The 26780-nt window shown below is 68.7% G+C and carries 29 protein-coding genes and 1 pseudogene; 10 read left to right on the forward strand and 20 right to left on the reverse strand.

The features are described 5' to 3' along the window. Nucleotides 1–23: 23 nt before the first annotated feature. Nucleotides 24–797, reverse strand: a complete 774-nt coding sequence (locus I2W78_RS13335) for an isoprenyl transferase (RefSeq protein WP_196459788.1) — start codon at nt 795–797, stop codon at nt 24–26. A 599-nt stretch (nt 798–1396) separates the two neighbouring features. On the opposite strand from I2W78_RS13335, the gene I2W78_RS13340 reads away from it, so the two are divergent. Continuing rightward, the gene (locus I2W78_RS13340; RefSeq protein ID WP_196459790.1) at nt 1397–2563 is read left to right on the forward strand and encodes a winged helix DNA-binding domain-containing protein; all 1167 of its coding nucleotides are present in this window, start codon (nt 1397–1399) and stop codon (nt 2561–2563) included. 89 nt (nt 2564–2652) lie between these two features. On the opposite strand, the gene I2W78_RS13345 is transcribed toward I2W78_RS13340, so the two are convergent. Both I2W78_RS13345 and I2W78_RS13350 read right to left on the reverse strand, forming a co-directional pair. Continuing rightward, nucleotides 2653–3471, reverse strand: a complete 819-nt coding sequence (locus tag I2W78_RS13345) for a class I SAM-dependent methyltransferase (RefSeq protein WP_196459792.1) — start codon at nt 3469–3471, stop codon at nt 2653–2655. A gap of 69 nt (nt 3472–3540) precedes the next feature. Continuing rightward, entirely contained in the window at nt 3541–3822 is a 282-nt protein-coding gene (locus tag I2W78_RS13350) for a GntR family transcriptional regulator (protein ID WP_196459794.1), read from the reverse strand. Nucleotides 3823–4137: 315 nt separating this feature from the next. Between I2W78_RS13350 and I2W78_RS41125 the strand changes: the two genes are divergently transcribed. From I2W78_RS41125 to I2W78_RS40420, 7 genes and pseudogenes are all read left to right on the forward strand, one after another. Further along, nucleotides 4138–4266 carry a hypothetical protein gene (locus tag I2W78_RS41125; protein WP_269066474.1) on the forward strand — a complete coding sequence of 43 codons (129 nt, stop codon included), beginning with the start codon at nt 4138–4140 and terminating at the stop codon, nt 4264–4266. Continuing rightward, nucleotides 4263–4523 (forward strand): hypothetical protein, encoded by a 261-nt coding sequence (locus I2W78_RS13360; protein ID WP_196459798.1) that lies wholly within the window; start codon nt 4263–4265, stop codon nt 4521–4523. Before I2W78_RS41125 ends, I2W78_RS13360 begins: the two co-directional genes overlap by 4 nt. A 218-nt stretch (nt 4524–4741) precedes the next feature. Then, nucleotides 4742–7306, forward strand: coding sequence for a YwqJ-related putative deaminase (locus I2W78_RS13365; protein ID WP_307783960.1), 2565 nt, complete (start codon nt 4742–4744; stop codon nt 7304–7306). Then, entirely contained in the window at nt 7306–7674 is a 369-nt protein-coding gene (locus I2W78_RS13370) for a toxin-antitoxin system YwqK family antitoxin (RefSeq protein WP_196459802.1), read from the forward strand. Before I2W78_RS13365 ends, I2W78_RS13370 begins: the two co-directional genes overlap by 1 nt. 141 nt (nt 7675–7815) lie before the next feature. Further along, nucleotides 7816–8820 (forward strand): hypothetical protein, encoded by a 1005-nt coding sequence (locus I2W78_RS40415; RefSeq protein WP_230885430.1) that lies wholly within the window; start codon nt 7816–7818, stop codon nt 8818–8820. Nucleotides 8821–8830: 10 nt separating this feature from the next. Then, nucleotides 8831–9604 carry a hypothetical protein gene (locus tag I2W78_RS13380; protein WP_230885431.1) on the forward strand — a complete coding sequence of 258 codons (774 nt, stop codon included), beginning with the start codon at nt 8831–8833 and terminating at the stop codon, nt 9602–9604. Further along, a pseudogene (locus I2W78_RS40420) lies at nt 9601–9918 on the forward strand (pentapeptide repeat-containing protein); the annotation flags it as partial. The gene I2W78_RS13380 and the pseudogene I2W78_RS40420, both read left to right, overlap by 4 nt. A gap of 332 nt (nt 9919–10250) precedes the next feature. Here I2W78_RS40420 and I2W78_RS13390 read toward each other — a convergent pair. After that, nucleotides 10251–11123: an LLM class flavin-dependent oxidoreductase gene (locus I2W78_RS13390; RefSeq protein WP_196459804.1), complete on the reverse strand. Its 873-nt coding sequence runs from the start codon at nt 11121–11123 to the stop codon at nt 10251–10253. Nucleotides 11124–11295: 172 nt separating this feature from the next. Between I2W78_RS13390 and I2W78_RS13395 the strand changes: the two genes are divergently transcribed. Both I2W78_RS13395 and I2W78_RS13400 read left to right on the forward strand, forming a co-directional pair. Beyond that, nucleotides 11296–12486: a DUF418 domain-containing protein gene (locus I2W78_RS13395; RefSeq protein ID WP_196459806.1), complete on the forward strand. Its 1191-nt coding sequence runs from the start codon at nt 11296–11298 to the stop codon at nt 12484–12486. A gap of 61 nt (nt 12487–12547) precedes the next feature. Continuing rightward, complete coding sequence (locus I2W78_RS13400) at nt 12548–12907, forward strand: DUF192 domain-containing protein (RefSeq protein ID WP_196459808.1); 360 nt, start codon at nt 12548–12550, stop codon at nt 12905–12907. 32 nt (nt 12908–12939) lie between these two features. On the opposite strand, the gene I2W78_RS13405 is transcribed toward I2W78_RS13400, so the two are convergent. The 16 genes from I2W78_RS13405 to cpaB all read right to left on the reverse strand — a co-directional run bounded on the left by I2W78_RS13405 (nt 12940) and on the right by cpaB (nt 26767). Then, complete coding sequence (locus tag I2W78_RS13405; protein WP_196459810.1) at nt 12940–13572, reverse strand: hypothetical protein; 633 nt, start codon at nt 13570–13572, stop codon at nt 12940–12942. Beyond that, complete coding sequence (locus I2W78_RS13410; protein ID WP_196459812.1) at nt 13569–15863, reverse strand: DUF6571 family protein; 2295 nt, start codon at nt 15861–15863, stop codon at nt 13569–13571. The genes I2W78_RS13405 and I2W78_RS13410 overlap by 4 nt, the downstream gene beginning before the upstream one ends. 10 nt (nt 15864–15873) lie before the next feature. Continuing rightward, nucleotides 15874–16350 carry a hypothetical protein gene (locus I2W78_RS13415; protein ID WP_196459814.1) on the reverse strand — a complete coding sequence of 159 codons (477 nt, stop codon included), beginning with the start codon at nt 16348–16350 and terminating at the stop codon, nt 15874–15876. 201 nt (nt 16351–16551) lie between these two features. Continuing rightward, nucleotides 16552–17163 carry an OmpA family protein gene (locus I2W78_RS13420; protein WP_196459816.1) on the reverse strand — a complete coding sequence of 204 codons (612 nt, stop codon included), beginning with the start codon at nt 17161–17163 and terminating at the stop codon, nt 16552–16554. 10 nt (nt 17164–17173) lie between these two features. Further along, nucleotides 17174–17755, reverse strand: a complete 582-nt coding sequence (locus I2W78_RS13425) for a hypothetical protein (protein ID WP_196459818.1) — start codon at nt 17753–17755, stop codon at nt 17174–17176. Between the two features lie 34 nt (nt 17756–17789). Continuing rightward, nucleotides 17790–18380 (reverse strand): pilus assembly protein TadG-related protein, encoded by a 591-nt coding sequence (locus I2W78_RS13430; RefSeq protein WP_196459820.1) that lies wholly within the window; start codon nt 18378–18380, stop codon nt 17790–17792. Further along, complete coding sequence (locus I2W78_RS13435) at nt 18380–18577, reverse strand: Flp family type IVb pilin (protein WP_196459822.1); 198 nt, start codon at nt 18575–18577, stop codon at nt 18380–18382. Before I2W78_RS13435 ends, I2W78_RS13430 begins: the two co-directional genes overlap by 1 nt. A 130-nt stretch (nt 18578–18707) precedes the next feature. Continuing rightward, nucleotides 18708–19418 (reverse strand): response regulator transcription factor, encoded by a 711-nt coding sequence (locus tag I2W78_RS13440; protein ID WP_196459824.1) that lies wholly within the window; start codon nt 19416–19418, stop codon nt 18708–18710. Between the two features lie 31 nt (nt 19419–19449). Next, nucleotides 19450–20802: a sensor histidine kinase gene (locus I2W78_RS13445; RefSeq protein WP_196464540.1), complete on the reverse strand. Its 1353-nt coding sequence runs from the start codon at nt 20800–20802 to the stop codon at nt 19450–19452. Between the two features lie 53 nt (nt 20803–20855). Beyond that, entirely contained in the window at nt 20856–21743 is an 888-nt protein-coding gene (locus tag I2W78_RS13450; RefSeq protein WP_196459826.1) for a DUF5936 domain-containing protein, read from the reverse strand. Nucleotides 21744–21770: 27 nt separating this feature from the next. Beyond that, nucleotides 21771–22715: a type II secretion system F family protein gene (locus I2W78_RS13455; RefSeq protein WP_196459828.1), complete on the reverse strand. Its 945-nt coding sequence runs from the start codon at nt 22713–22715 to the stop codon at nt 21771–21773. Nucleotides 22716–22730: 15 nt separating this feature from the next. Further along, nucleotides 22731–24068, reverse strand: a complete 1338-nt coding sequence (locus tag I2W78_RS13460) for a CpaF family protein (RefSeq protein WP_196459830.1) — start codon at nt 24066–24068, stop codon at nt 22731–22733. A gap of 16 nt (nt 24069–24084) precedes the next feature. Beyond that, nucleotides 24085–24429, reverse strand: a complete 345-nt coding sequence (locus tag I2W78_RS13465; protein WP_196459832.1) for a TadE family protein — start codon at nt 24427–24429, stop codon at nt 24085–24087. Between the two features lies 1 nt (nt 24430). After that, complete coding sequence (locus I2W78_RS13470; RefSeq protein WP_196459834.1) at nt 24431–24808, reverse strand: TadE/TadG family type IV pilus assembly protein; 378 nt, start codon at nt 24806–24808, stop codon at nt 24431–24433. Further along, nucleotides 24805–26052: an AAA family ATPase gene (locus tag I2W78_RS13475; protein WP_196459836.1), complete on the reverse strand. Its 1248-nt coding sequence runs from the start codon at nt 26050–26052 to the stop codon at nt 24805–24807. The genes I2W78_RS13470 and I2W78_RS13475 overlap by 4 nt, the downstream gene beginning before the upstream one ends. A gap of 7 nt (nt 26053–26059) precedes the next feature. Beyond that, nucleotides 26060–26767: a Flp pilus assembly protein CpaB gene (gene cpaB / locus I2W78_RS13480; RefSeq protein WP_196459838.1), complete on the reverse strand. Its 708-nt coding sequence runs from the start codon at nt 26765–26767 to the stop codon at nt 26060–26062. Nucleotides 26768–26780: the final 13 nt, after the last annotated feature.

Genomic DNA, 26780 nt, shown 5'->3' on the forward strand with positions numbered 1-26780 from the left:
GTCCGGGGGTCGAGGCGGGTCCGTCAGCCGCCGTACCGGCGATGGCGCGCCGCGTAGTCGCGCAGGGCGCGCAGGAAGTCGACCTTGCGGAAGGCCGGCCAGAAGACCTCACAGAAGTAGTACTCGGAGTGGGCCGTCTGCCACAGCATGAATCCGGACAGCCGCTGCTCGCCGCTGGTGCGGATGACCAGGTCGGGGTCGGGCTGGTCGCCCGTGTAGAGGTGGCGGCCGATCGTGTCGACGTCGACGGCCTCGGCCACGTCCTCGACGGAGCGGCCCTTGTCGGCGGCGTCCAGCAGCATGGAGCGGACGGCGTCGGCGATCTCCTGGCGGCCGCCGTAGCCGATGGCGACGTTGACCAGTATTCCCTCGACGTGCGCCGTGGCCTCCTCGGCCTCCTTGAGCGCGGTCTGCATCTGGGACGGCAGCAGGTCCGGGGTGCCGACGTGATGAACCCGCCAGCGACCGTCGGCGGCGAGGGTGCGCACGACGTCCTCGATGATGCCGAGCAGCGGGACGAGCTCCTCCTGGGGACGGTCGAAGTTGTCCGTCGACAGCAGCCAGAGGGTGACCACCTCGACGTCCGTCTCGGCGCACCAGCCGAGAAACTCCTCGATCTTTTCGGCGCCGGCCCGGTGACCGTGCACGGTGGTGGAACCCGCGGCCTTCGCCCAGCGCCGGTTGCCGTCCATGATGACGCCGATGTGCTTGGGCACCTGAGCGTGGTCCAGGTGGCCTTCCACCCGGCGTGCGTACAGCCTGACCAGCAGGCCGCGCAGCTTGTCGCGCAGGTTCACGTGATTGTCAGCCCCTCCGTACGGATCGGACAGGTGCGGCCGAGCGCGCCCCCTGTCCGTATGACGGTCCCCGGAGGCGAAGCCTACCCCCGCGGTACGACAGCGCCCCAACGGGTGCTGGCGGGGCAGAAAAACGGGCCGGTCCGTGGGGGGGAGACGGACCGGCCCGAGGGGGGTTTCCACCATAACCCTTCGTAAGGGCTGCTGCGTGCATCGGCGCACGATAACTACTCTCCGAAATCACCCGGCAACGCGCCGGTGGCCGCGGAATGCCTGGTTCACAGCCCGTTCATGGCCGAATCTCAGGGGACGCGCGGGATTTTTCCGGCGTCCCCCTGACGGGCGACCCACCGGCCGACGGCGGCTTGACGCGCGGAAACAGGTTCTGGGCACCGCGCAGCCCCCTCCACTGCGCGGTGCCGCCCGCGCAGCTTTGCTCACGCGAATTACCTTGGTCTGAACTTACGCGATGTGTCAGGGGTGACGCGAGTGGCCGCCGATAACAATGTGGAAAACTCAGGCCACGGCTCGCGCCCCCGCGCCGACGGAGAAGCCCATAGAGGACAGAAACCGACCTCATTCCGGCCTAGCGTCCGCCCATGACCACGAAGAGCAAAGGGATCACCTGGGACCAGGCCGGCGCACGGCGACTGGACCGGCAGTTCCTGGCCAATCCCGCCCCGGACGGTACGCCGGTCGCCGACATCGTCACCGCGATGCGCGGGGCGCACGCCCAGGTGATGTCCGCGGCCGAACTGTCGGTGGCGGTACGGGCCACCGGCGTGACCCGGGCGGACGTCCGCGCCGCCCTGTGGGAGGAACGCTCGCTCATCAAGACGTACGGCCCGCGTGGGACCGTCCATCTGCTCGGCACCCGAGAACTCCCCCTGTGGAGCGCCGCCCTGACCGCCGTGCGGACCGGCGCCAATCCCTTCCCGCCGGACGTCCGGCTCACCGACGAGCAGACCGAGCAGGTCGTCGCGGCGATCGGCGACGCGCTCGCCGACGCCTGTCTCACCGTGGACGAGCTGGGCGAGGCGATCGTCGCGCGGACCGGTCCGTGGGCCGGGGAGCGGGTGATGCCGGCCTTCCAGGAGCTGTGGCCACGCTGGCGCACGGTGCTGCATCTGGCCGGCCAGTCCGGCGCCGTGTGCTTCGGCCCGAACCGTGGCCGCAGAACGACGTACACCCGCCCGCCCCGCTTCACTCCGCTGCCCGCCGAGGAGGCGCTCCGGCTCCTCGTACGCCGCCATCTGCACGCCTACGGACCGGCCACCCCGCAGCACTTCGCGAAGTGGCTGTCGGCGCTGCCCGATTGGGCCGGCAAGCTGTTCGCCTCGCTGGCGGCCGCCGGGGAGATCGAGGAGGTCGTGTTCGAGGGCACGCGCGCGTGGGTGGCGGCCGGCGACACGGAGTTCCCGCAGGGGCCGGTGCGGGGCGTACGGCTGCTGCCGTACTTCGACGCGTACGGCATCGCCGCGCAGCCGCGCGAGCTGCTGTTCCCCGGGCGCGCCTACGAGCGGGCGCTGGCCCGCGGCCAGGCGGGCAACTTTCCGCTGCTGCTGGTCGACGGCGTGGTGGCCGGGGTGTGGCACCAGCGGCGCCAGGGACGGCGTATCAGGGTCACCGTGGAGCCGCTGGGCACTCTGACGGCACGACAGGAGCGGGACCTGACGGAGCAGGCCGAGCGGGTGGCGGCGGCGCTGGAGGCGGGCGGTGGGGCGGAGCTGGTGATCGGGGAGGTGACGGCGGGGCCGCACGCGTAGGGCCTGTCCGGCGGATCAGGTCGCAGGGAATCGCGGTGATTCGTGGACCCCGCGTCTGCGGCATGATCCGCCGGACAGGCCCGAGAGCCTCAGGCGGTTGGCTTGCGGACGTCGAAGAGGTGGCGGGTGCTGTGGGCCACGAAGGGACCCTCTGCCTCGATCCGCTCGTGCAGGGTGCGGAGCCTGTCCTCGTACGCCTCGACGGTGAAGCCGGGGACCATCCAGATCACCTTGCGCAGGAAGTGGACGACGGCGGCGATGTCGTGGAACTCCATCCGCAGCCGCTCCGCGCGCAGCTCGACGACCTCCAGTCCCGCCGCCTGAGCGCCCGCGCGCTCGCGGTCGGGGTGGCGGGCGCCGCGCACCTCCTCGGACTGCGGCCCGAGGAAGTACTCGACGAGTTCGAAGACGCTGCCGGGCCCGACATGCTGGGCGAAGTAGGTGCCACCGGGCTGGAGCACGCGCGCGATCTCGTCCCAGTGGGGCTGTACGGGGTGCCGGCTGGAGACCAGGTCGAAGGTGCCGTCGGCGAACGGCAGCGGCGCGTCCTCCGGCGCGGCGACGACCACGACGCCGCGCGGGCGGAGCCGGTCGGTGGCCTTGGCGACGTTCGGCGGCCAGCCCTCGGTCGCGGCGAGCAGGCGGGGCGGGTGCGCGGCGGCGCCGAGCGCGAAGTCGAGGACCTCGCCGCCGCCTGTCTGGACGTCCAGGGCGGCACGCGCGCGTGCGAGGCGCCCGGCGAGCGACTCGGCGTACCGCCAGGACGGCCGCGCCTCGGTGGCCCGCCCCTCGAACCAGGAGAAGTCCCAGCCCTCGGTGGGGACGGCGGCCCCTTCGGCGACGAGCTGCTCGAAGGTGGGGTGGGGTTTGAGGTGGCGGGGTTTCGTGGGGCGGGGTTCGTGCTGCATGCGGTTGATGGTCGCAAGGGGTGGTCGGGGGCCGCTGCTCAATTTCCGCCGGGGTGACGGTGGCTTCGGCTACGCGGACGGCTGGGGAGGTTCGGAAGTGGGCGGCAGGGGGTCTGTGACGAACCACCCTCGCTGCGGTACGGCGTACACCCAACCCTCCTCGGCCAGCAGGCCAAGCCCTCGCCGCACAGTCGTCCGCGCGATCCCGTACCGCTGTACGAGCTGGGCTTCACTTGGCAGCATCCGCCCGGGCTGCCAGTCGCCGCGCTGAATCTGTGCACGCAGGATCTCGGCCAGTTGCCGATACGGGGTCAGTGGCGCGCCGTGATCGATCTCAGCGTCAGGGTTCATGAGGCCGACGCTAAGCAAGGGCAGTGATACACGCTCTTTGAGATACGTCTCGCTACGTAGCGATACAAGGCGATACCATCGGCGCAACGAAACGCCCCGGCTGGAAGGGTGAGAGCTTCCGTGCCGGGGCTCAGCCGACTGAGTAGGAGTCGACCTGTGCGCAGACTACTGGCCGCGATCCTGAGCCTCTTCCTGCCACCTCGCGGAGCGCACCGCGCCGTGGCACCTCTACCTCCCCCCACTCCCTACCCGCCCACTCCCGCCTACCGACCCGCACCCCCGCGTCCACACCTCGACACCATCGCTGCCGATGGGATGCCCCTGGTCCGGCCGTACCTCGCCGTATGGGAGCGCGAGCGTGACGAACGTGGCCGCCGGGGCAACCAGCGTGAGCGGCGGGCCGTCCTGGGCCAGGACTACGTCCCGTGGGAGGCCACCGCATGAGCCGCACATCGCGCCCCCGCAGCATCGGCGTCGACCCGGCCACAGGTAAGGAGGCATTCGTGGTCGCGCACCCGGGCAGCTTCCTTGAGTCGCTGGCCGACGCGCACGCCGTGAAGGCCGCCACGGTCCTGCTGACGGTGGTGGGGGCCGTACTTGAAGCGGGGAACGCGTCGGAATCGGAACTCGCCGCTTTCGTACCGCCGTTGCACGCCGCGCTCGAAGAATGCGTCGGCATCATGACGGCTGACAGGAACTGACGGCGCAGAGGCAGCGGCCGCATGGCCGGTGGTGCCGGAGGTGCCCAGGGGCTCGCTGCTGGGCACCTCCGATCAACATGACCGGGGCGCCAACCACTGGATGCCACTCCCGCACCGAACAGAACTCCTCGCCCGTCAGACGCAGCACCCTCTCTTATACGATGAACCGCTGTTGAGAGTTGGTCCGATGACGCGCGGACGAGCGGGGGCGGTTGAGCGTGATCAAGCCGGAGCAGATCCCACAGTTCACTGGTGACCTGGCCCAGCTGGAGACGGACTACACGGCGCTGAAGACGGACGCGGGGAACGTCCGTGACGCAGGCTCCGATGTGCACTCCCAGTTCCAGGGCCTGTCGGCGTACTACCAGGCGCCGGAGGCGGAGCAACTGTTCGCCACGACGACGCCGGTGAAGGACCGCGCGGACGCGTTCGCCGACGATCTGGAGACCGTCTCGGGGGCGCTGTCCGCCTACGCCACCGAAATCCGCCCGCTGGTGGCGAAGCTGAAGGAGCTGAAGACCAAGGCGCAGACGTTCGTCGACTCCGTCAAGGACGACGACGAGTGGGAGTACGACGAGGACAAGGTCAGCGAGCACAACCAGCTCCGCGACGACATCACCGCCACCGTGGCCGCCTTCTGGGCGGCGGAACGCACCTGCCACAACAAAATCACCGCCTTGTGGGGCGGAACGCAGATGATGGCCGGGGACGGCTCCGACCGCACCGACCAGTACGGCTTCTCCGCCGAGGACATGAAGAACGCCAAACTCCCCTGGGGCGACCCGGTGGAGGAGAAGCACCACTGGTACGAGGTCGGCCACTGGGTGAAGTCGTTCGTGTGGGACGGCCTGATCGTCGACGGCATCTGGGGCACCATCAAGGGCCTGGGCACCCTGGTCGGCTTCGGCGGCTGGGACGCCATGGGCCAGGCCTGGAAAGGCCTCGCCCAGCTCGCCACCGGCCTGGCACTGTCCTCCATCCCCGGCGTCGGCACCCTCTTCTGGGCCCTCCCCGACGACAAACTCCCCTCCTGGATCCGCGACTCACGCACCGCGATGAAGGAAACCGGCAAGGCACTGGTGGCCTGGGACCAGTGGGGCAAGAACCCCGCCCGCGCCGCCGGAGCCGTCACCTTCAACGTCCTCACCACCGTCTTCACCGGCGGCGCCGGTGCCGCCGCCTCGGGTGCAGGCAAAGCCGGCGCGGTAGCCCGGGTCCTGGGCACCACCGCGAGGGCCATCGACCCCATGACCTACATCGCCAAGGGCGCAGGCGCCGGCCTGTCCAAGATCGGCGACATCAGCGCCGCACTCAAGGGCGTCGGCAACATCGACATCCCGACGTTGCCCGAGAACGCGATCACCCTGCCGGAAGGCGCAGTCCGCCTGCCGGACGGCACGGTACGGCTACCGGAAGGCGCGGCCGTTCCGCCGGGCGCGACGCAGTTGCCGGACGGCAGCATCAAGCTGCCCGACGACGCCCCGGTACTACCGGAGGGAACGGTCCGGCTGCCCACGGAGGACGGTGCCCCGGCCCGCTACTACGACCCGGACGGCAACATCCTCGACGAGGGCGGCAACGTCATCCAGAAGTCCGACGACGGCCCCGGCGACGTGGTGGACCAGCCCGACATCCCGCCCGCGGGCGCCGACGTCCCCCGCGTCGACTCCCCGGTCCGCGAACCGGTCATGGCGGGCGCCGCAACCCACACCACCGACAACACCGCCCAGCACATCCGCCTCGGCAACAGCCTCGACAACGTCGGTGATGTCGGCCGTGTAGGCGACGACACACCCACCACACCCGCAGTCAGTGCCGGCGGCGACATCCCGAACGTCCATGCCAGCGCCGACCTGCCCAGCAACGGGTTGGGCAACAACCTCCCCGGCGGCGGAGTCGGTGACAACCTGCCCAGCGGCCAAGCCGACGACCTCGGCCGCAGCCCGGCCGCCGCAACATCGCACGACGGCCCGACGCCGCCGCACGACGGCCCTACCCCGCCGCACGACGGCCCGACGCCTCCGAACGGCCATGCTGACGACGGCGTCCGCCATGACCCGAGCCCGGGCGGCCACGGCTGTGACGGTGTACCGGACAACCACGGAGAGCATCAGCCCGAGGTTCCGCGCACGGGCGACACCCCAGAGGGGATCCGGGTCGAGGACGACACGCCATTGCCGCCTCCCGGCGCCGGCGACAAGAACTTCGGCACACTGCCGGAGCACCGCATCACGGTCGATCCGGAAACCCAACTGATCACGCACATCGACGACCGTCCCGTCAGTGCCTGGTTGGACGACCTTTCTCGGGAGCGGGGTGTCGCCTACAGGGAGGCGAAGGAGGCCGGTGTCTTCTCCCGCAAGGAGGCCGGTGAATGCGTGGGTGCGGTCATCGACCTACGGACCGGTCAGATCTTCGAGGGGATCAACGGAAGGTCGAACAACATCATTCCGGAGGATGAGCTCCACCCGACGCTCGCAGAGCGGAACGCGACCATCGGCGACCCGCCGCCCCACAAGGACCACCCGCTGGGTCACGCCGAGGTCAAGGCCGCGAACCAGTTGCTCTGGGAACGGACCAAGCGCGGCCTGCCCGACAGCCCGGAGGTGCTCTCCGAAATGCGGGCGTCGGTTGAGTTCCCGTTCATGAAGCACAAGGAAACCGGCTTGCCGGGCCGTCCGGCCCCCTTCTGCGCGAACTGCAACCATATGCTCGAAGGCACGCCGAGCACCCACGGCCGCTACACCGGCTTTCCGCCGAGTGACGAGAATTGGATCCCCTGATGACAGCCGTGCAGCGCATTGACATCGACGACCCCGAAGTGGACATGGACGACTCGGAGCGGCTGTACTACCGAGACGAACCGTTCACCGGAGAAGTGACCGAACACCTCGGCGAGAGCCTCGTAAGCCTCGACACCTACGCCGACGGCTACAAGAACGGCCCTTCCCGCGAGTGGCACAAAGACGGCACCCTCCGCTCCGAGGGAACACTTCGGGACGGGCTGCCCATCGGTGAGTTCAAGGAGTGGCATCCCAACGGGGTGCTCGCGGCGAAGCAGGTGTTCGCCGAGAACGGGATGACGCTCTTGGAGGACTACAAATGGGACGAGCACGGCCAGCCGACTCGAACCTGGCGAAAGGGCGCGTGAGCGGCTGAGCGCACATCAGCACGCCCTGGAGAACGTCGGTGTGGGCTGGCTCGGCGGTTGCTGTATCGCGGGGAGCTCTTCACTGATGAAGTCGCGGAGTATCTCGGCGATGGGAGAAAGGGCTGGCCTTCTCCCTGCCCCGTGGCGAAGGTTGATGGCGGAGGCGGCGCTGTGATTGCCTCGACGCCCGTCGCCCGCTGGGCCTGGGGCCGTGACGACGAGACGGCTGACGCCTTGGTCCTCTGTCTTCGCGACCTGCTCGCGGCATACGGCGTTCTCACTGCTCATCGGTTCGCCGTCGGCGCGCCTGCCGTACACGTGTCCGTCTCCGAAGCCGGGAAGTCGAACAGTGCCCTGTTCAAGGCCGCCGTCACCGGCCCGATGAAGTCCGCGGAAGCCCTCCCAACGCTGGTGGACCAGGTCAGGGAAGGGCTGCGGAACGGCGAGATCGGATCCGTGGACGCGCACATCGAGTGCTCCGGCCTGTTCGTGCTGGGAGCGTCATCGCTCGCTGATTTCGTGACCGTTGACCTGGTGACGCGCAGCGACGTGTGGTTGCCGTTCCACTTGAAGGGGAGGCCCCAACCAGAGGTTTATGAGGCGAACGGGCCTCGTCTGGCCTCGCTGCTGGAAGGTCTCTCCAAGGTGCTGGAGTCGGAGACGGACCCTGACGATCCCACGTATTTCGCGAAGCCGACCAAGACAGGTGCCGAGAATTTCTTCGATGCTGACGGTGCGGCGTCGGACGTGTGGCGCAGCTTCGAGATCCCCACGCGCTACGACGTCTTCACGCATGCCCCCGGTTTCGGGCGGATCGGGTATCGGCGTACGGTCGAGGGAGACGTGTGGTACGTGCCGGTGCAGGGCGAGCGGGGGATCATCGGTTACCTGTGGGCGTCCGACACCGAGAGCGCTGCGAGCTTCGAGCCGACGGACGTGGGTGACGACGCGGTCTACCAGGCCGGATTGGCGTGGCTGGAACGGCTGAGGTCGGCACACGATCAGGGGTTGTCTCCATCGGCGGCTCTGGCAGAGTTGTCCGCGATGGCTGATGAGGGTGCTATCGGCCAAGTACCAGCGGATGCACAACCACAGAGAATCGATCTCACCGCTCTGCGCAACCTGGCAGCCGACGAGTGCGCCTAAGGAGTGTCAGTTGGGTCGATTCGAGACACTGCTCGGTACGGACTTCGACAGGCAGCCGTCCGACGATGTGGAAGACGTCATCTACGAGGCCCTGGATGACGCCCGGCATCGTGTGCGGGTGCCCGGACTGGTCGAGTTGATGAACGACAGTTCCGCGCCCGAGCGGGAGCGCTTCCTGGCATGCGTGGCGCTCACGACGTGGGCTGAGCCGACGGGTTACGAAACGGTCATCGCCCTGACTCGGGATCCGAAGACGGCTCCTTGGTACAACCTCCTTATCGATCGTAAGTTCTCCGTCGACAATACCTTTGCGCAGTTGTCGCCGGCTGTGGGGGACAGTGATGACTTGGCGCATGAAAAGGGCACCCAGAACCTGCGAACCGAGGCCTTCCGGTCGTTGGTGAGAATCGCGGACAGGGAGTATTTCGACGAGAAGCTTGCGGACCTGCTCGACAGGGAGACAGTTGCGGCCGTGCTCTCCGATATCCATGAGGTGATCGGCCGAGGCGTGGTTCAGTTGGCCGAGGGCCTCACGCAGAAGTTCGATCTGACGACCCAGCTGATCGACTTGGCGGCAGCGGTGGCGACCGTGGACGGGCCGGCCGCTGTACGTCTCGCCCGTGAAGTACTCAGCCACGATGCCGGCCCTCGCGCTCTCATTCATGCGGTGGCCGTGGTGCAGCGCTCGCGGACACCGGAAGCCCGGGAATTCGCTCAGTATCTGTCAAGCGTGGGGAATGACAGGGTTCGCGACGAGATCAGGCAGTCTCTAAAATCCGAATGACAGGCACCCGCAAAGGATGGGCTCCGGCCCGTTTTCCTCTGGACGATGTCGCAGCCCAGCGTCTGCGAGAGTGGCTCGGCGTGAGCGAAGGCGGCCTGGACGCCGTCGGGATTGACTTGAGCGAGGCGGATCTTTCGCACGGCGACTTCTCGGAGTCATGGTTCACGGACGCCAGGTTGGCCCGCGTCAAGCTGGTGGGTGCGGAGTTGTACCGCTCGGATGCCCAGGGAGCCGACCTCACGGGGGCGGACCTGACCGCGGCTTCCCTCGTGCGCGCCAACCTCGATGATGCAATCCTGCGGAACTCGATTCTCGACGGCGCCAACCTGGCCAAAGCGTCGCTTTACGATGTTGATGCTTTCGGCGCCGGCTGCCGGGGCACTCAAATTCATGGGGGCTTCTCTCTTGGGAGTCGACTTTCGTTCCGCAGATCTGAGCAACTCCATCTTCGAAGAGAATTCGTTCCAGGTAACTGTGGATCACTACACGAAATTCGAAGGGATCTCGGGATCCATCTTCGGTCCGGTAGTGATCACGGAGGAAGGGGTCCCCAGAGAGCTATCGGGCACGGAGCTGCAGGAATGGATCAGCGATCGTGGCGGAGATATTCGAGTCGTGAGCACGGACCGGCGAAGCTGAACCGACGCTACGGCACCAGCGGCCCGACCTCCCGCGCCGCGAAGCGGACGAAGCCCTCGGGGTCGGGTTCGTCGCCCGTCGGCTGGAGGATCACCGTGTCGGCGCCGGCCTCGGTGAGCCGCTCGACGGCCTTGGCGACGGCCCCCGCGTCACCGGCCACGCCGAGGTCGGGGACGTCGGCGAGGCCCTCGGCGGTGAGTTCGGCGCGCAGGCGGGCGGAGGCGTCGGGGCCGGTGGCGGTGAGGAGGTAGACGACGACGCGGTGCGGGTCGGTGCGGCCGGAAGACGCCCGCCCCTCGTCGATGAGCTGACGTGCGCGGCGTACCCCCTCCGGAGGTGTGCCGGCGGTGAGGACCGTGCCGTCCGCCGCCTCCCCGGACAGCCGCAGCGTGCGCGGGCCGGTGGCGCCGGCGAGGATCTCGACCGGGCCCGGCGGCGGCCAGTCGAGGGCGACGTCGTCGAGCCTGACGTACCGGCCCTCGGTGCTGAGCCGCTCCCCGCGCAGCAGTGCCCGCAGCGCGTCGAGGTGCTCACGCAGCAACGTGAGCGGCGAAGCGGCGCGGGCGCCGACCTGGCCCATCCAGTCCTGCACGCCGTGCCCGACGGCGAGGATGGGACGGCCGGGGAACATGCGGTGCAGGGACGCGGCCTCCATCGCGGTGATGGCGACGTTCCGCAGCGGCACGGGGAGCAGACCGACGCCGACCCGGACGCGTTCGGTCCAGGCGAGCGCGGCCGCGGCGGTGGAGACACCGCCCTCGCGGAAGCAGTCCTCCCACAGCCACAGTTCGTCGAGGCCGGTGTCGTCGGCCAGTTGGGCGAGGGCGCGCAGCCGCTCGGGGGGCAGTTGGGGACGGAACACAGCGCCGAGTCCGGTCATGGGCCCTTCCTACCCACCGTTCGGTGAGCGGACAACTGATTTACCCGGTCGGCTCGTTGGTTCCCACGGCTCACCTCGGGTTGAGGAGGATCGGTGCCTGCATCGAAGGATGTACGACGTTTTCGTCCGGCCGCAGGACGTTCGGGGCGCGGCGGGCCGGGAGCCTGGACGTATGGCTGGCATCTCGTCGAACAGCACGCGTGCGTCCACGGACGCCACCTCATCCCGCCCCTCCCCCACGGGCGGCCGGCTGCCCCTGCTGGACGTCCTGCGCGGGGTGGCGATCCTCGGCACGCTGATGACCAACGTGTGGATCTTCGCCACGCCGGGTTCGGAGTGGGCGTTCTTGCAGGGTGCGCCCATGGCGGACCCGCTCGACGAACCGGTGGAGGCGCTCTTCCGCTTCCTCGCGGACGGAAAGTTCCTGTCGCTGCTGACCATCCTCTTCGGCGTGGGTCTGGCCATCCAGTACGACTCCGCCCAGCGCCACGGCACGCCGTGGCCGCGCGGCTACCGCCCCCGCGCCCTGTTCCTCTTCGCCGAGGGCACCCTCCACTTCGTTCTGGTGTTCGGCTTCGACGTGCTGATGGGGTACGCCGTCACAGCCCTGCTGGTCGCGCGGTTGCTCGTGCGCTCGGAGCGGCTGCGACGCGTGCTGATGTGGACGTCCGTGAGCCTGCACGTGGCCCTGATGTCGCTGATCACGCTCGCCCTGCTGGCGGACGACTCGGAGCCGGGCCGGATCTCCGCGGAGTCCGTGGACGTCTACGCGCACGGCACCTGGCTGGACCAGATCGCCTTCCGCCTGGAGAACGCCGTCGCCCTGCGCATCGAGCCCGTCATCAGCTTCGGCCTCCTGATCTTCCTCTTCCTGCTCGGCGTCCGCCTGTACCGCGCCGGCGCCTTCGCCCCGACCGAGCGCGGCCGCCGCCTGCGCACCCGGATGGCGATCTGGGGCCTGGGCCTCGGCCTCCCGTTCAACGCGGCACTGACCCTGGGCGGCGAGGACTTCTTCTTCCTCGGCCGCTATGTGGCGGCTCCGGTGGTCGCCCTCGGCTACCTGGGCCTGATCGGCGTCGTACTCGACCGCGGCGGCCTCCCCACGGCGGTCACCCACGGCCTGTCCTCGGTCGGCCGCACCGCCCTGTCGTCGTACGTCCTCCAGAACGTGCTGTGCACGCTGCTCTGCTACGGCGTCGGCCTCGGCCTGACCGAGCGGTTCGGGTCGGACGGCGGGCCATGGTGGGTGATGGCCATGTGGGCGCTGATCTGCGCGTTCCTCATCGCGGGCTCGACCCTGTGGCTGCGCCGCTTCTCGCACGGGCCGCTGGAGTCGGTGCAGCGGTGGGCGCTGCGCCGCTGAGGCGGATACGGTCGGGTTTCGCACACCGGAGGCGAGCGGACGGCGGAAGGGGCCCGGGGGCATGGGGCGGCGGCGTTGGCGGGACGGGCGGGGTGAGCTGGTCGTGCACGGGGGTGCGACGGTGCCGCTGGAGATCGCGACGTCGTACCGGGCCCGTACGAGGGGACTGCTCGGGCGGGACGCTGTGCACGGCGCGATGCTGCTGTCCCCCGCGAGCTCCATCCACACCTTCCGGATGCGCATCCCGATCGACGTCGCCTACCTCGACCGCGACCTGGTCGTCATCGCGGTCCACACGATGAGGCCGTGGCGGCTGGGCGCACCGCGACTGCGGTCACGGCACGTGCTGGAGGCGGAGGCCGGGGTGATGGCGGGGTGGGGGGTGCGGGTCGGGGTGGGGGTGTCGGTGGAGGTGGGCTGACGAGACCGCCGATCGCCCTTCTGAGCAGGCGATCACTCTTCGATCGCCAAGTCGTCAGGGATCTCGGGCTGATTGGTGCACCGCAGCTCGTCCCGGACCGTCCGGGCCAGCCTCACTGCCAACTCCTCGTGGAACGCTTCCGAAAACTTCCGGGAACTCACGTCTCCCACCCTGGCTTCCAGCAGGACCTGTGCCTGCTGAGAGGCGCCCTTGACGTCACAACGGAAGACGACGGATACGTAAGAGGTGTCGGCTACGAAGACGTCGCTGCCCGCTCGGTGCCAGCGCCCGGCGGAGGACTGCACCGCTTTCAAGGAGTCTGCGGCCCACGTCACAGTGGAATGGAACTGGGAGTCACCCGACAGCCAGCAGACGTCGTATTCCTCGAAGCCTCTGATCTTGTCGTAGGGCTCCAGCGCCTCCTGCGTCAGACCCTTCTTGACCTTGTCGACGGAGAGAGGCCTGTTGGTGAATTCGAGGTCGTCGGGCCCAACCATCTCTCGCAGTGACTCCATGTTTTTGGAGCCGAACAGCGCATCACAGGTCTTGGACTGGATGGGGTACTTCTCGGCAAGGGTCTGTTCGCCCTCACCCGAGCAACCAGCAGACAGAGCCAGCGCCCCGGCCACCGCCCCACACCAGGCCATGTGCATCACGGATCTCATGAAAACGCCTTCCACGCATCCGAGACGGCGTCCTTCCCGTCCCTGTACGAGCCCTCGATCACCGGAGTGAGCGCGTCTTTCTCCCGCACGGTCATGCCCACGGCGTCGGCGTAGTTGGAGACAGGCACCCAGGCTCCACGCTCACCGACGGCTTCCAGGCCCTGTACCTCTTCAAGGGCCCTGGCACCGTTTTTGTACTCGTTGTCCTGGAGGTATTCCATGGTGTGGTTGCCGTAGGCGGTGCTGAGCGCCGAAGCGCCCGACCCCAGCAGGACCGGAACGGCGGTTGCGGCGACAAGACCAGCGGCCGGCCCCAGTACCAGTGCCGTGCCACCTGCGGCTGCCGCCGTGAGGGCACCGGACATCAACGTCTTCCGCCACTCGCCCTGCTTCGCCATCTCCAGGTCCCGCGCACTCTTGTCGTCCCCGAAGTCCTCACGGATCTGATGGGCGCGGGACTCATCGAGGATGCCGCTCACCTTGGCCGCGTTCTGGGCGAAGGACAATCCGTCAGCGCGGTTACCTTCAAGAGCCGCGAGTCCACTCCCCGTGTACACCTGGTGGGCCGTGGACAGGGTCTTGTAGCCGTCCTCGTCCGCGGCGACCAGCATCATGAAGTTCCGCGCCTCGTACTCGCCGAAGGACTCACGTGGCCAACCATCACTGCTGTTGGCAAAGAGGCGGTCGCGGTCCACCTCATCGCCTGAGCCACCGAAGTCCTTGATGGAGTAGTTGAGGTCATCGATATATGCCGCACCCATACGGGCCAAGCTGTCCTTCATGACATCTGGCGGGCCGTCCTCGACGGTGACGTTGTAGCGGAGGATCACCTTCTCCATGATCTTCCACGCCTGTTCGTCCCGATGCAGTTCCGGCGGATCCGCATCCCACGCCGCTCCCGTCGTCGCAGCCTCCAGCGCGTGTCCGAGCGCGTCCGGGCCGCCTTCGCGGACGTGCTTCGCCTCATCGCTGCCGGCGTGGACGAGACTGTCCGGGGCCCACTCGAAGTCGTTCTTCGTCAGCTCATCGAAGTAGGAGTCGAAATCGAGCGTGGCGTTCTCGTCAACCGTACCGTCCTCCTTGTAGACGGTCGGCGGGTCCGAGAAGAACTTCTTCGCTGCCTCCGGGCTGTGCCCGAGCGCCTCCAGGACGCCGGTCAGCGGGTCATAGCCGGCGCCGGTCCTTCCCGACGGATTGAAGCCCCAGTCCAGATCGGCCCCACCGGTCGTCGGTTTGTTGTCCATGAACCGGTAGGGGTCCTTCTTGTGCAGCTGCACGACGTGCTCGGCGATGGGGTTGAGGAACCGGGCGTCGTAGTTGCCGTATCGCAGAATGCCACCCAACAGCTGGTAGCCGTACGGAGACTGGCCGGCCCCGGGGTAGAGCTCGACCCGTTGCGCTCCCAGCTTGCGGAAATCCGACGCCCAGCTCGCCGGCAGGTGAGACTTGCTGTCAGGGTCGGTCGCCGAGGCCAGGGCCATGCCCATGTTCCGCTGGAGCTGTCGGGCGAGAGCGAGCCGCTCCTTGTTGTCACCCATCGTGCCGTCCAGCGACATGCGGCCGTAGAACTCAAGAGCCTCCTTGGGGCCGCCGAGCGACTTGTAGAAGTCGGTGGAGAAATCCGCGTCCCTGGCGTTGAACCTGAGGATGGAGTTGAGTTCCATGTACTGCTTATCGCTCATCTCCGGGCCGCGCTTGGCGAGCTCGGCGGCTCGCTCGGCCTGAGCGTCATCCAGCGACTCGTACGACTTGTGGCCGGCGTTGTGTTTGTTGCCACCGTGACTCTTGGCCAGTGCGCGGGCCAGGGACGCATCGATCTCGGCGGCGTGCGCAACCAGCCGGTTGATGCGGTCCTCCAACTCCTGCTTGGCGTCGAGCTGCTCCTGCGTGCGGTCGTCGCTGTCCCCTCGGATATGGGGAAAGAAGCAGCGGACCTTGCCCTCGCCAATGTCCTCGACCCGGACCCCGAGCTTCGTGGCGTCCTGCTCAATCGCCGTTCTGATCTTCTTCTGGAGTGAGACCAGTTCTGCGTGGCCGTCGACGAGCACCTTGTGGATGCTGTCGGCCTCGGTGTGCAGATCGGAGATCTCCTCCGCCGTTTTGGCGACGAACTCACGTGTCACCGTGGCGTTCACACCGGCCCACCGGGCCTTGTCCGACTTGGCCCGCATACCTGTGCGTGCGTTCTCAGCGGCGGTCTTGAGCGCGTCCACGCTCTTTCCCCAGTCGGAGACCGCGGTGCCGAGCTTGCCGAGATCGACCTCGACAAGGTCCATGTACGTGAAGGCCACCTGGCTTCCCCTATTGGAAGTACTTGCTCAGCTGGGACACGGTCAGGGCGGTGCCATCGCTGCCGAGGAGTATCGCGCCGATTTTGGCGTCGTCGTCAGCATGCCGCTTCTTGGTGTAGTCGAGGTGGTTGGAGATGTGAGCGCAGGCCTGGAGCACCGTCTTGAGCTGCGACGTCCAGATATCAACCGTCGACTCCAGCGCGGCGCCGGCCGCAAAACCGTGCGACTTCAGCGCGGCAGCGGCCTGGCTCGAGGATCCGACGCCCTCCTTGTTCGCCCCGGCGCCGGCGATGTCCGCACCAGACTGCAGATCCTCGTACAGGAGGTACGCATCGTGGCCGACGGCACCGAGGTCCTCCTGGTTGACCACCAGGTCCCCCTCGGCACTGCCTGCGCCCCTGTCGGCGGGAAGCTGGTTGAGCCGCGTCTGCGTGACCCCGCGCTCGGCCGCATCGGTCTTCAGCTGCTCCCACTCGTCCCACGCCACGCGGGTACCCCTCCGTCCCACAGCACTGATCAAGCGCCTTGGTCAGACTCTAATGTGCCGACGGATTCCGGAGCTTGGCCATTCAACGCCAACGTGTCGTTCTTCCAGGACGGTTGGCGAGATTTGGTTGCTGTCAGGCTCTCTCCCCGACACGGCGGTCAGGATCCAGCGCCCACGGCCACGTCATGGCGAGCGGCGCCGTCAGCTGTCCCCCCGCGGGAACGAGACCTCCACCCTTCGGTTCTTCTTGCGGCCGGACTCCGACGAGTTGTCCGCGATGGGGTACTGCTCGCCGTAGCCGCGTACCTCGAAGGTGATGTTGGGGTCGTTCAGTTCGGAGTCGAGGACGTCGTGTACGGCGTTGGCGCGGCGGCGGGACAGGACGTCGCCGTGGGCCGAGGTGCCGAGGTTGTCCGTGAAGCCGAAGACGCGGACCTTTGTCGCGTTCTGGGTCTTGATCTCCTCGGCGATCGCGGCGATGCGAGCCTTCGAGGCGGCGCTGAGCTTTGCGCTGTCCTTGCCGAACAGGACTTCGGCCTGGAGCGCGAACTTCACGTCCGCGTTGGTGTCCTCGCGGCGCTCTTCGCCGCCCTGCTCCTCCACGACCTGCTTGATGTCCAGGACTTTGGGTGCGGCGAGGGTGGCGCCTTCCGGGATCTTCAGGTCGGGGTCGTTGGGGTCGACCTCGACGGGGGCGGAGGCGGTGGCCTCGGTGCCTGGGGGGACGCTGGGGCCGTCTTCGGCGTGGGCTGTTGTGGTGGCGAAGAGGAGGGTGGCGGTGGTGAGGGCGAGGGTGAGGCGGGTTTGGGTCATGGGGGCCGCCTCAACCAGAGATGGTGATGGTGGCGACGGCGAACATCGGGAGTTGGAAGACAACCTCAGAAGTGCTCGACGGAGGCGCCGGGAACTGCATGAAGACGGGGATCGACTCTCCGGACTTCAGGGCAGGAAAGTTGGTCGTTGTCAGCGGTCGCCCATCCGTGTCGCGCAGAACGTAGTAGCGCTTCTTCCCGTGGGAGTCCACAAGGGTGGCCCCGCCCAGCGACCTGCCGTTCCGGATGATCTCCGTCTCGTTGCCACTCAGTTGGGCGGGCACGTTGACTGTCCCGCTGCCGTCGTTCTTCAAGGTGCCGTTTACCGTGATGAACCCGCCAGAGTCCCGCACAGCTGATGCGATCTGGAGGAGCAGACTGTCAGGGCCTCTGAGTTCGGCCAGTGGCTCCCCCGACTGACCTTCCTGGGCACTCGGCTGCGATCCGTTGCCCTTGGAGGCGGAAGCCGAGGCATTCGGCTTCTTGTCATCGTCGCCACCACCACCGCAGCCGGCCACACCGAGGGCCAAAGCGGCCGCAACGGTCAATGCGACCATCCTCCTGCGGGCCTTCGTTGTGAACCGAATGCTCATGCCCCTGCTTCCTTCATCACTCGTCGTTCGTTTGTCAGTCGGCCAGATGGACGTCGAAGAGGTCGCCAGGCTTCGGAAGGGTGTCCACGTCCTCCGGATCCAGGTCCCATTCCTTGTCCTCGCAGTTGAGGCTCGGCAAGACGTCGTTGCCCGCGTCCTCAGCCGGGAGTTCGCAGCGCGGCTCGATGACGGCAATCGCGCGTGCCGTCGCGAATCGCCCCTCCGTACCGGGCACGATCGTGTCTCCCACAGGCTCGTTGGTCTTGACATTGACCCTGTAGCCCAGGAGGCCTTCCGCGCCGCAGCCCTCCACATGAGCGTTGTTCCGAGCCGCGAGCTGACCCGCCCGCGCGCATGGGTCGCCGAGTAGTTCAACGTCGCCATCGAAGATGCGCTGCCACGAGGTGGGATCCAGCACGTTGTCCAGCCACTCCCCCGCGAGCTGGTCCCGTAGGTCCTGGGCTGCCGCGAGCGCCGCGGCGTCTGCCGCTGTCTGAGCCTTGTTGCGAGTGGCCGCGGCCTGGCCGACCGCAAGGTACGCGAACGCAAGAAAGAGCAGGCCTGCCACCACCGTGATGTAGATGGGGAAGGCCTGCCCTGCGTCCCGGTACCGACGAAGCCGCATCACCCGCCGGTTACTTCGGTGATCTTGTCGGTGATCGCGTTGTAGATCGTCTGCCCGATGTCCGTCCCCGTAATAGCCAGCACAATCGCCACCACCACCGCAATGATCCCCAGATACTCCACCGCCGTCTGCCCCTCGTCCTTGCGGGCGGCGCGGGCGCGGAGGTACGAGACCGTGCTGTTCATCCAGTTGTTCATGGCGTTCCCCTCCGGGTGACTCGGCATCGGTGCCGCGAGCGTACGGCGGAACACCCGGTTCGGCAGAGGGCCCCTGGGCCCAATCATGGGCCCACTCACGAGCTGACGGACGGTCCATCTCGGTCACCCCTCACCCCAACCCCAGCCACTTCGCAGTGGCTTCCGAGCGGCTCGTGCTGTGCAGCTTGGCGAAGATGCGGTTGATGTGGTTCTTGACCGTCTTCTCGCTGATGAAGCACGTGGCGGCGATGTGCTGGTTGTTCATGCCGGATGCGATGAGGTCCATGATCTCCGCCTCCCGTGCGCTGAGTTGGGACCGTGACCGGTACGACGACGACTGTGCCACAGCCGGTTGCACTTGCGAAAGGTTTTCTGAAGAAATAGACACTGTGGGGACTTCAGGGTTTGCAGTCGCATTTGATGTGCCTCTGAGCCGGGCGAGGAGCGCTCCCGCCGCCGTCGGGGTGAAGTGGGGCCTGCCCTGCTTGATGTCCCGTACCGCCGTCACCAGTTGGTCCGCCGTGAACTCGCCGTGGACCAGATAACCGTTCGCCCCTCGCCGCAGCGCCTCCTCGACGATCTCCGACTCGCGGCTGTAGGTGAGCATGACGACGGGGGCCAGTTGTACGAGGTACGGGAGCGCCGAGATGCCGTCCACGCCCGGCATCCGGACGTCCAGGAGGATCACGTCGGGGCGGTGGGCCGACGCCGCCTCGAACGCCTCCTGGCCGTCCGCCGCCTCCGCCACGACCGTGATGTCCTCGCGGCCCGAGAGGAGGGCGGTGAGGCCCGCGCGGACCACGGGGTTGTCGTCGGCCACGACCACGCGCAGGGATGTCATCGTTCGGCCTCCTCTCGGGTGGGGACTCAGTTCAGGACGGGTCGGGGTCGAGGGCCGCCAGCGGGAGTTCCAGGCGTACCTCCGTGCCCTTGGGGTGCTCGCCGCGGCCGATGCTGATGCGGGCACCCACCGAGGCGGCGCGTTCGACCATGCCGACCAGGCCGAAGTGGCCGGTTCGGCGGAGTTGTTCGAGCGTGGTTCCGGGAGGGAGGCCGCGGCCGTCGTCGTGGACCGAGAGGACGAACTGGTCTCCCTGGACACCCGCCGTGACGTCGATCCGGGTGGGGTTCGCGTGGCGAAAGGCGTTCTCCATGGCCTCCGCCGCGATCGTGAGGAGCTGGCGGGCCACCGCCGGGGGGACGGGGGGTACGGCCTTGTCCCCGGTGGGGTGGTATGTGGCCCGGACGCCGGTGCGGGTCGTGAAGTCGGCTGTCCGTGCCGCCAATTCCGCGAGTACGTCCGTTCCGTGCCTCGGGTCCGCCTCCCGGCGCAGGTCCGTGAGGAGCTCGCGGGACTCCGCCGCGGCTCGGCGGGCCGAGCGGGCCACCAGCTCCGCCTGGTGTTTGAGCAGGCGTGGATTCGGTCTGTCAGCCGAGTCGGCCAGGCCCTCCGCCGCCAGTGCCACGCCGTGCAGGGTCTTGGCCACCGAGTCGTGCAGTTCACGGGCAAGGCGGGCACGTTCCGCCGCCACCGCCTCCGTGACCGCCAGGCGGGCCTGCACCGCCGTCAGGGCGTGGGTGGCCTCGCCGAAGCGGAGCATGAGGTTGCGGAGGGTGGAGCCGACCGCGCCCGTGATCACGCAGAAGCCGGGGAGGAGGAGGTTTTCGGCGGGGGTCGCGTCGGGAGTGTTGGCGAGGGTGGCGTGGACCAGAAGGAGGATCAGGGACTGCAGGGACGCGAAGACCGCGGCGCCTCGCCAGCTGTAGGCGAGGCCGGCGAGGAGGGGGGTGCAGACGCTGACGTAGGCGAAGGTGCTGTCGGGGCCCGCCGAGATCAGCGGCAGGGAGCCCACGAGGGTGTCGAGGGCCAGGAGGGTGGGGTGGCGCAGGAGTAAGGGGCCGAAGCGTTCCCAGTCTCTGAAGAGGACGTAGGACGCCATGAAGGTGATGACCACTGCTGCGCCGACCAGGCGTACGCCCACGCCGGGGGAGGCGTTGAGGAGGGCCGTGGGGGCGGCGAGGGCGATCATGGCGAGGCGGAAGCCGAAGACCTGGCGGCACATTGCTTGTAGGGCGTTGAGCTGGATCGACAGTGCGGGTGGGGGCACCCGGCTTTCGGCCTGGATCGGGTTCCCTGCCGCACCACCCGTGCGGCTGTCGTCGTCACGTGCCGGTGGCCCCTGTGGGGGCTCAGCACCGTCGGCGGCTTTCCGTCCTCGTGCCATGAACAGGCCCGAGGCCCGCTCCCCCCGCCCCGCCGATGTAATGGCCACGCCCATCACTCACCCGTCAGCGTGCCGAAGTCCGTCCCCGACCCCAGCAACAGCCCCGCCCCCAGCAGCAGCATCGTCGCCGGCACCATGAACGTCGTGATCATCATCGTGGCCTTGGGCACGGCCCGCGCCGCCTTGCGCCGCGCGTTCTGCGCGTCCGTGCGCCGCATGTCCTTCGCCAGCGACACCAGCGTGTCCACGATCGGCGCCCCCAGCTCCTCCCCCTGCTGCAACGCCGTCACGAACATCGCGACCTGCTCGGAGTCGTTGCGTCGGCGCAGTTCCGCGAAGGCCTGGCGGCGGCTCATGCCGAGGTCCATCTGGCGCAGGGTGATGCGGATCTCGTCGGCCCAGGGACCCTCGTAGCGCGAGGCGACCCGGTCCAGGGCCTGGCGGAAGCCGAGGCCGGCGCTGACGACGACCGCGAGGACGTCGAGGAAGTCCGGCAGGGTCCGCTCGATCACGTCCTTGCGCACCCGGATCGCCGACCAGATCCCCACCTCCGTCCAGAACGCGCCGAAGGCGAACAACAGCAGGGCCATCAGCACATTGCCCTGCAGCAGGAACAGCAGACCGCCCACGCCGCCCAGGAAGCCGTACACCGCCCTGCGCGCCGCGTAGCGGTCGATCGTCAGGCCGCCGGGGTTGCCCGCCAGGTCGATCTTGCGGCGGTACTTGGCGACCTGCTTCGGGCCCATGAGGCGCAGTACGGCCGGGGCGTACCGCATGCCCATGCGGTCGACCAGCGAGTCCACCGCGCCCGTGCGGGTCGAGCCGACCTCCAGGGCGAGGACGAGGTCGCCGGGCAGTTTCGCCTCCGCCCGGTACATCCGGATCCCGGCGAAGATCCCCCAGACGCCGAGGCCCATCAGAAGTGCCAGCAGCAGTGCCATGCCGTTCCCCCTCCCTTCCCGAGCCGCTCAGACGTCGATACGGGACATGCGGCGGATCATCACGAAGCCGACCGCGTACAGCGCGAACGCGATGATCACGCAGGCCTGGCCGACCGGGGAGGACGTCATCCGGTCCAGGGCGCCGTCCTTGACGCCGTTCATCAGGAACAGCGAGCCCACGCCCATCACCGGGACCGCGTACGACGTCATGCTCACCTGCGAGAGCTGGGTGCGGATCTCGCGCCGGGTCTCCTTGCGCTCCTCCAGCGTCTCTGTGAGGTTTCGAAGCGCGCTGACCAGCTGGCCGCCCGCCCGGTTGGACAGCACGAGGGTGGTGACCAGGACCACCAGCTCCCGGGACGGGAGCCGCTCGGCCATCTCCCCCAGCGCCTCGTCCATCGACGCGCCCATCGCCAACTGGTTGTCCACCTTGGCCAGTTCCTCACCGGCCGGGGCCTCCAGCTCCTCCGCCGCCATGCCGATCGCGGTGCGCAGGGCGAGGCCGGCCTGGGTGGCGTTGGCCAGGATGCGGGCCAGTTCGGGGAGTTGGTTGATGAACTTCTCGATGCGTTTCTGGCGTTGCCAGTTGAGGAACTGGATCGCCCCCCAGATGCCCAGCAGCCCGGCGATCGGCCCGAAGAAGGGGGCGAGGGTGGCCTGGCCGATCAGCCACAGTCCGGCCACGGTGGCGAGCATCGCCGCGAAGAACTCGCCGGGGGTCACGTCCAGGCCCGTCGCCAGCAGCCGCAGCTCCAGTTTCCGGCCCGGTTCGGTACGGCGCAGGCGGCGGTCCAGATTACGGAACCGGCGTCGGCGGCCGACCGGCTGGACCTGGCCGGCGGCGGCAAGGCGCTCCACGAGGGCCTGGCGCTGGGCCCGGCCCATGGCGTAGGCGTGCAGGCCGGCCACGGCGAGGACGCAGGTCAGCAGGGCGACACCGGTGGTGAGGGAGACGAGGGTCTTCAGTTCCATGGGGTCGGCTCCTGCCTACCTGGCTTCTCGGGTGGCCAGCTGTGCTGGGGACTGGGCGACGCCGAAGGCCGGGGGGACGGGCTGGCTCGCCATGTAGAGGCGGTCGGCGGTGCGGCGGGTGAGCGGGAAGTACTGGAAGCTGCCGTAGATCCGGCCGTCGGCGGCCATCGGCTGGGCGTCGAACCGGGCCACCGTCGCCAGCCGGTACGGTTCGCCGCCGTGGCTGTCGAGCAGCGCGATCTCGGTGACCCGGCGGGCCCCGTCGGCGAACCGGGTGAGCTGGACGATCACATCGACCGCGCTGTTGATCTGGTCGTGCAGCGCGACGAAGGGCACCTCGACGTCGGACATGGAGGCCAGCGTCTGCAACCGCATCAGCGCGTCCTCCGCGCTGTTGGCGTGGACGGTGGCCAGCGAGCCGTCGTGGCCGGTCGACATCGCCTGGAGCATGTCCAGCGACTCACCGCCACGGACCTCACCGACGACGATCCGGTCGGGCCGCATGCGCAGCGAGTTGCGCACCAGGTCGCGGATGGTGATCTGGCCCTGGCCCTCGACGTTGGGCGGCCGTGACTCCAGCCGGACCACGTGATGCTGCTGGAGCTGGAGTTCCGCCGAGTCCTCGATGGTGATGATCCGCTCGCTCTCGGGGATCAGCCCGGACAGCGCGTTCAGCAGCGTCGTCTTGCCGGTGCCGGTGGCACCGGAGACGATGATGTTGAACCGCGCCTGCACCAGCCCCGCCAGCAGATACACCATCGGCTCGTCCAGCGAGCCGAACTGGATCAGCTCCTGGAGCGTGAAGGAGCGGGGGAAGCGGCGGATGGTGAGTACGGCGCCGGTGAGGGACAGCGGCGGGATGATGACGTTGACGCGCTCGCCGGACGGCAGGCGGGCGTCGACCATCGGGTTGGACTCGTCCACACGGCGGTTGACCGTGGAGACGATCCGCTCGATGGTCTGCATCAGCTGGTCGTTCGAGGCGAAGCGGAGCGGCAGTTGCTCCACCCGGCCGGCGCGCTCCACGAAGATCGCGTCGGGGCCGTTCACCATGATCTCGGTGATCGACGCGTCCTCCAGGAGGGGCTCCAGGATGCCGAGGCCCAGTGCCTCGTCGACGACCCGCCGGATCAGCTGCGAGCGCTCGACGGTCGACAGCACCGGGCCCTCACGGCTGATGATGTGCCCGAGCACCCGCTCCAGCCGCGCCCTGCGCTCGGCCGCCGCGAGCGAGCTCATCTCCGCGAGGTCGATCTCCTCCAGCAGCTTCGCCCGGTACGAGGCGACCAGGTGCCCGTCCTCGCCCCGGCTGCCGTTCTCCTCGGGGGAGTTGATCCGTGCCCGCAGACTCATCGCCGTAACTCCCTGCTCAGCGGTCCATCGGCATGGTGGCCGTCTTGCGGGCCGGGTCGAAGTCCCAGCCGGGGACGATCGACGGGATGTCGATCGTGGCCGTGACCTCGACCTCGTCGCCCAGATCCGCGCTCGTACAGGCGGCGTCCAGCCAGGAGCTGACCGCGTTCTGGCAGTCCTGCGCGTACGGCCCGTCGAGGGAGGCGCTGCGCGCGCCGGTGCGGGCGGCCGTGCCGGCCTGCTGCGCGGTGTAGGCGATCAGCCCGATCTGCACAGCGGCCATCGCGACGAGGATCAGGATCGGGATGAACCCGAGGTATTCGATGGCCACTTGCCCACGGTCGTTCCGCCGGTACGTCATCTCAGTCCGTCTCCTCCACGACGGCCCCCGCGTGGCCGACGACGCCGGGGAACGGGAAGCCGACCGAGCCGGGGAAGAGCACCGGCACCTTCAGACGCACGTCGGCCGTGACCAGGCCGCCGCTCTCGCCGCAGGACACCTCGGCACCCCCCTCCCACGCGGACGGCAGATGCCGTACGCCCGCCTCCTGGCAGGCCGCCTGGCGGTCCTGTGCTGCCGTGCCCGCCCGTGCCGCCTCGTCCGCAGCGTTCCCCGCGAGCGCGTAGGTGTATCCCACGAGCACGAACTGCCACAGCAGCACCAGTGTCAGGATGATCAGCGGTGTCATCCCGAGGAACTCGATGGTGACCTGCCCCCGATCCCGGTCCCGGGCCTTCATCCGTCCCTCCGCCGCAGGAAGCCCACCGACGCGCGTTCCCCGCGCCCCCGGCCGCTCTTCCGCTCGCCCACGGGCGCCTTGACCAGCCCCAGCTCCCCCGCGAGCCCCCACAGGGCCTGCTTCACGACACTGCGGTTGTCGAGCATGTGGACGCGCCCGGCATCCACGACGCCCTGCAGTTCCTTGAAGTTGGCGGGCACGGCCGTCGCGGCGACCGACGTGCCGGTGATCTTCTGGATGAGCGGCGGCTGGATCTCCGTGCCGCGCGTGTGCCGGTTGACGACGACCGTGGTCTCCTCGGCCTTGCGGATCTGCAGCCGGTCCCACATCCGCACCGTCCGCTTGGCGCCCCGGACCGCGACCACGTCCGGGGTGGTGACCAGCAGGGCGGTGTCGGCCATCTCCACGGCGGCCGCGCCGGCGCCGCTCAGCTGGGCGCCGCAGTCGATGACGACGGTCTCGTAGCGGGAGCGCAGGGCGCTGACGATCTGCCGGGCGGCACGGTCGGTGACCTCCTCGCCGCGTTCGCCCTCGCCGGGGGCGAGCAGCAGGGCGACGCCGGTGTCGTGCGGGAAGACGGCGTCGGCGAGGACACGCGGCGAGATGTCGGTGATGGCGGCGAGGTCGACGACGGAGCGACGGAACTGGACGTCCAGATAGGAAGCGACGTCCCCGGTCTGGAGGTCCATGTCGACCAGCACGGTGGAGCGTCCGGACGCCTGGGAGGCGAGCGCCAGCTGGATCGCGGCCAGCGTCGCCCCGACCCCGCCCTTGGCGCCGCTGACCGTGACGACGGTGCCGCCGACGCCGGTGAAGACGTCACCGCCGTGGCCCAGGTGCCGGCGTACCCCCACCGACCACTGGGCGACCGCCTGCACGCGGTTGGCCAGTTCCTCGTACGACAGCGGCAGCGCGACCAGTCCGCGGGCGCCGGAGTCCATGGCGGCCTGGAAGAGGCCGGGACTGGCGTCGGAGGTGACGAGGATGACGCCGACGGCCGGGAAGCGGAGCGCCACCTCGCGGATCAGCTCCAGGGCCGGGACGGGGCCGATGCGTTCGTGGACGACGACGACTTCGGGCAGTTCGTCGACGGACTCGGCGGCCAGCCGGGCGAGGGTGTCGATGAGCTGGGTGGAGTCGACGACCGGGGTGACCGGTTCGGCGTCGGGGAGCTGGCTGAGCAGGGTCGTGACCGAGCGGACCGCGTCCGCGTCGCCGACGGCCGGCAGGATCCTCGTGGGCATGCGGGCCTCACTTGTCCTTCGCGAGTTCGTAGGTGCGGTCCTCGGCGGGGACGGTGGTGTCGCCGCCGGGGGCGACCAGGGCGAGCCGGACGCGCTGGGCGAACGACTCGGCGTATGTGAGGCGCTGGGCGTCGAGGGTGGACAGCGCGAAGGTGATGGGCACGGCCTCGGTGGCGCGCCGGGTGCGATCGCTCGCGTCGGGTTCCAGGGAGGTGAGCTTGCCGACGTCGATCACTTGGGCGTTCGTCACGATGATCTTCGACTGGGCGGGGGCACCCTCTCGCTCACCCTCGAAGGTGGCGTACACGTTGACCGTGGATCCCGCCGTGATCTTGCCGGCCACTCCGGTCGCCGCGTCGATCATGATGGCGACCTCCTGCTGCCCGGGCCGCAGGGCGGGCTGATCGACGATCATGTCGCTCTGCAGCAGGGAGCCCTCGTGCAGGGTGGTGACGGCGATCTTGCCCTGGATCTGCCGCAGATCGGTGACCGCGTTCTCCGACAGCCACCGCTCGGGCATCCTGATCTGCTCGAACTTGTCCGCGGTGAGGGCGGTGTAGGGCGCCACCTTGTCCTTCACCCGGTACGCGGTGACCTCGGGGCCGACCTTGGACTGCACGTCGTTGATGACGGAGAGCACGCCCGCGAACGCGCCGAGGGCGCACAGGACGGACAGAAGCAGGAGTATCACGCCGCGGCGCTGACGGGAGTTCATGAAACGTGCAACC

This window comes from Streptomyces spinoverrucosus (assembly GCF_015712165.1).
Classification (GTDB): Bacteria; Actinomycetota; Actinomycetes; order Streptomycetales; family Streptomycetaceae; genus Streptomyces; species Streptomyces spinoverrucosus_A.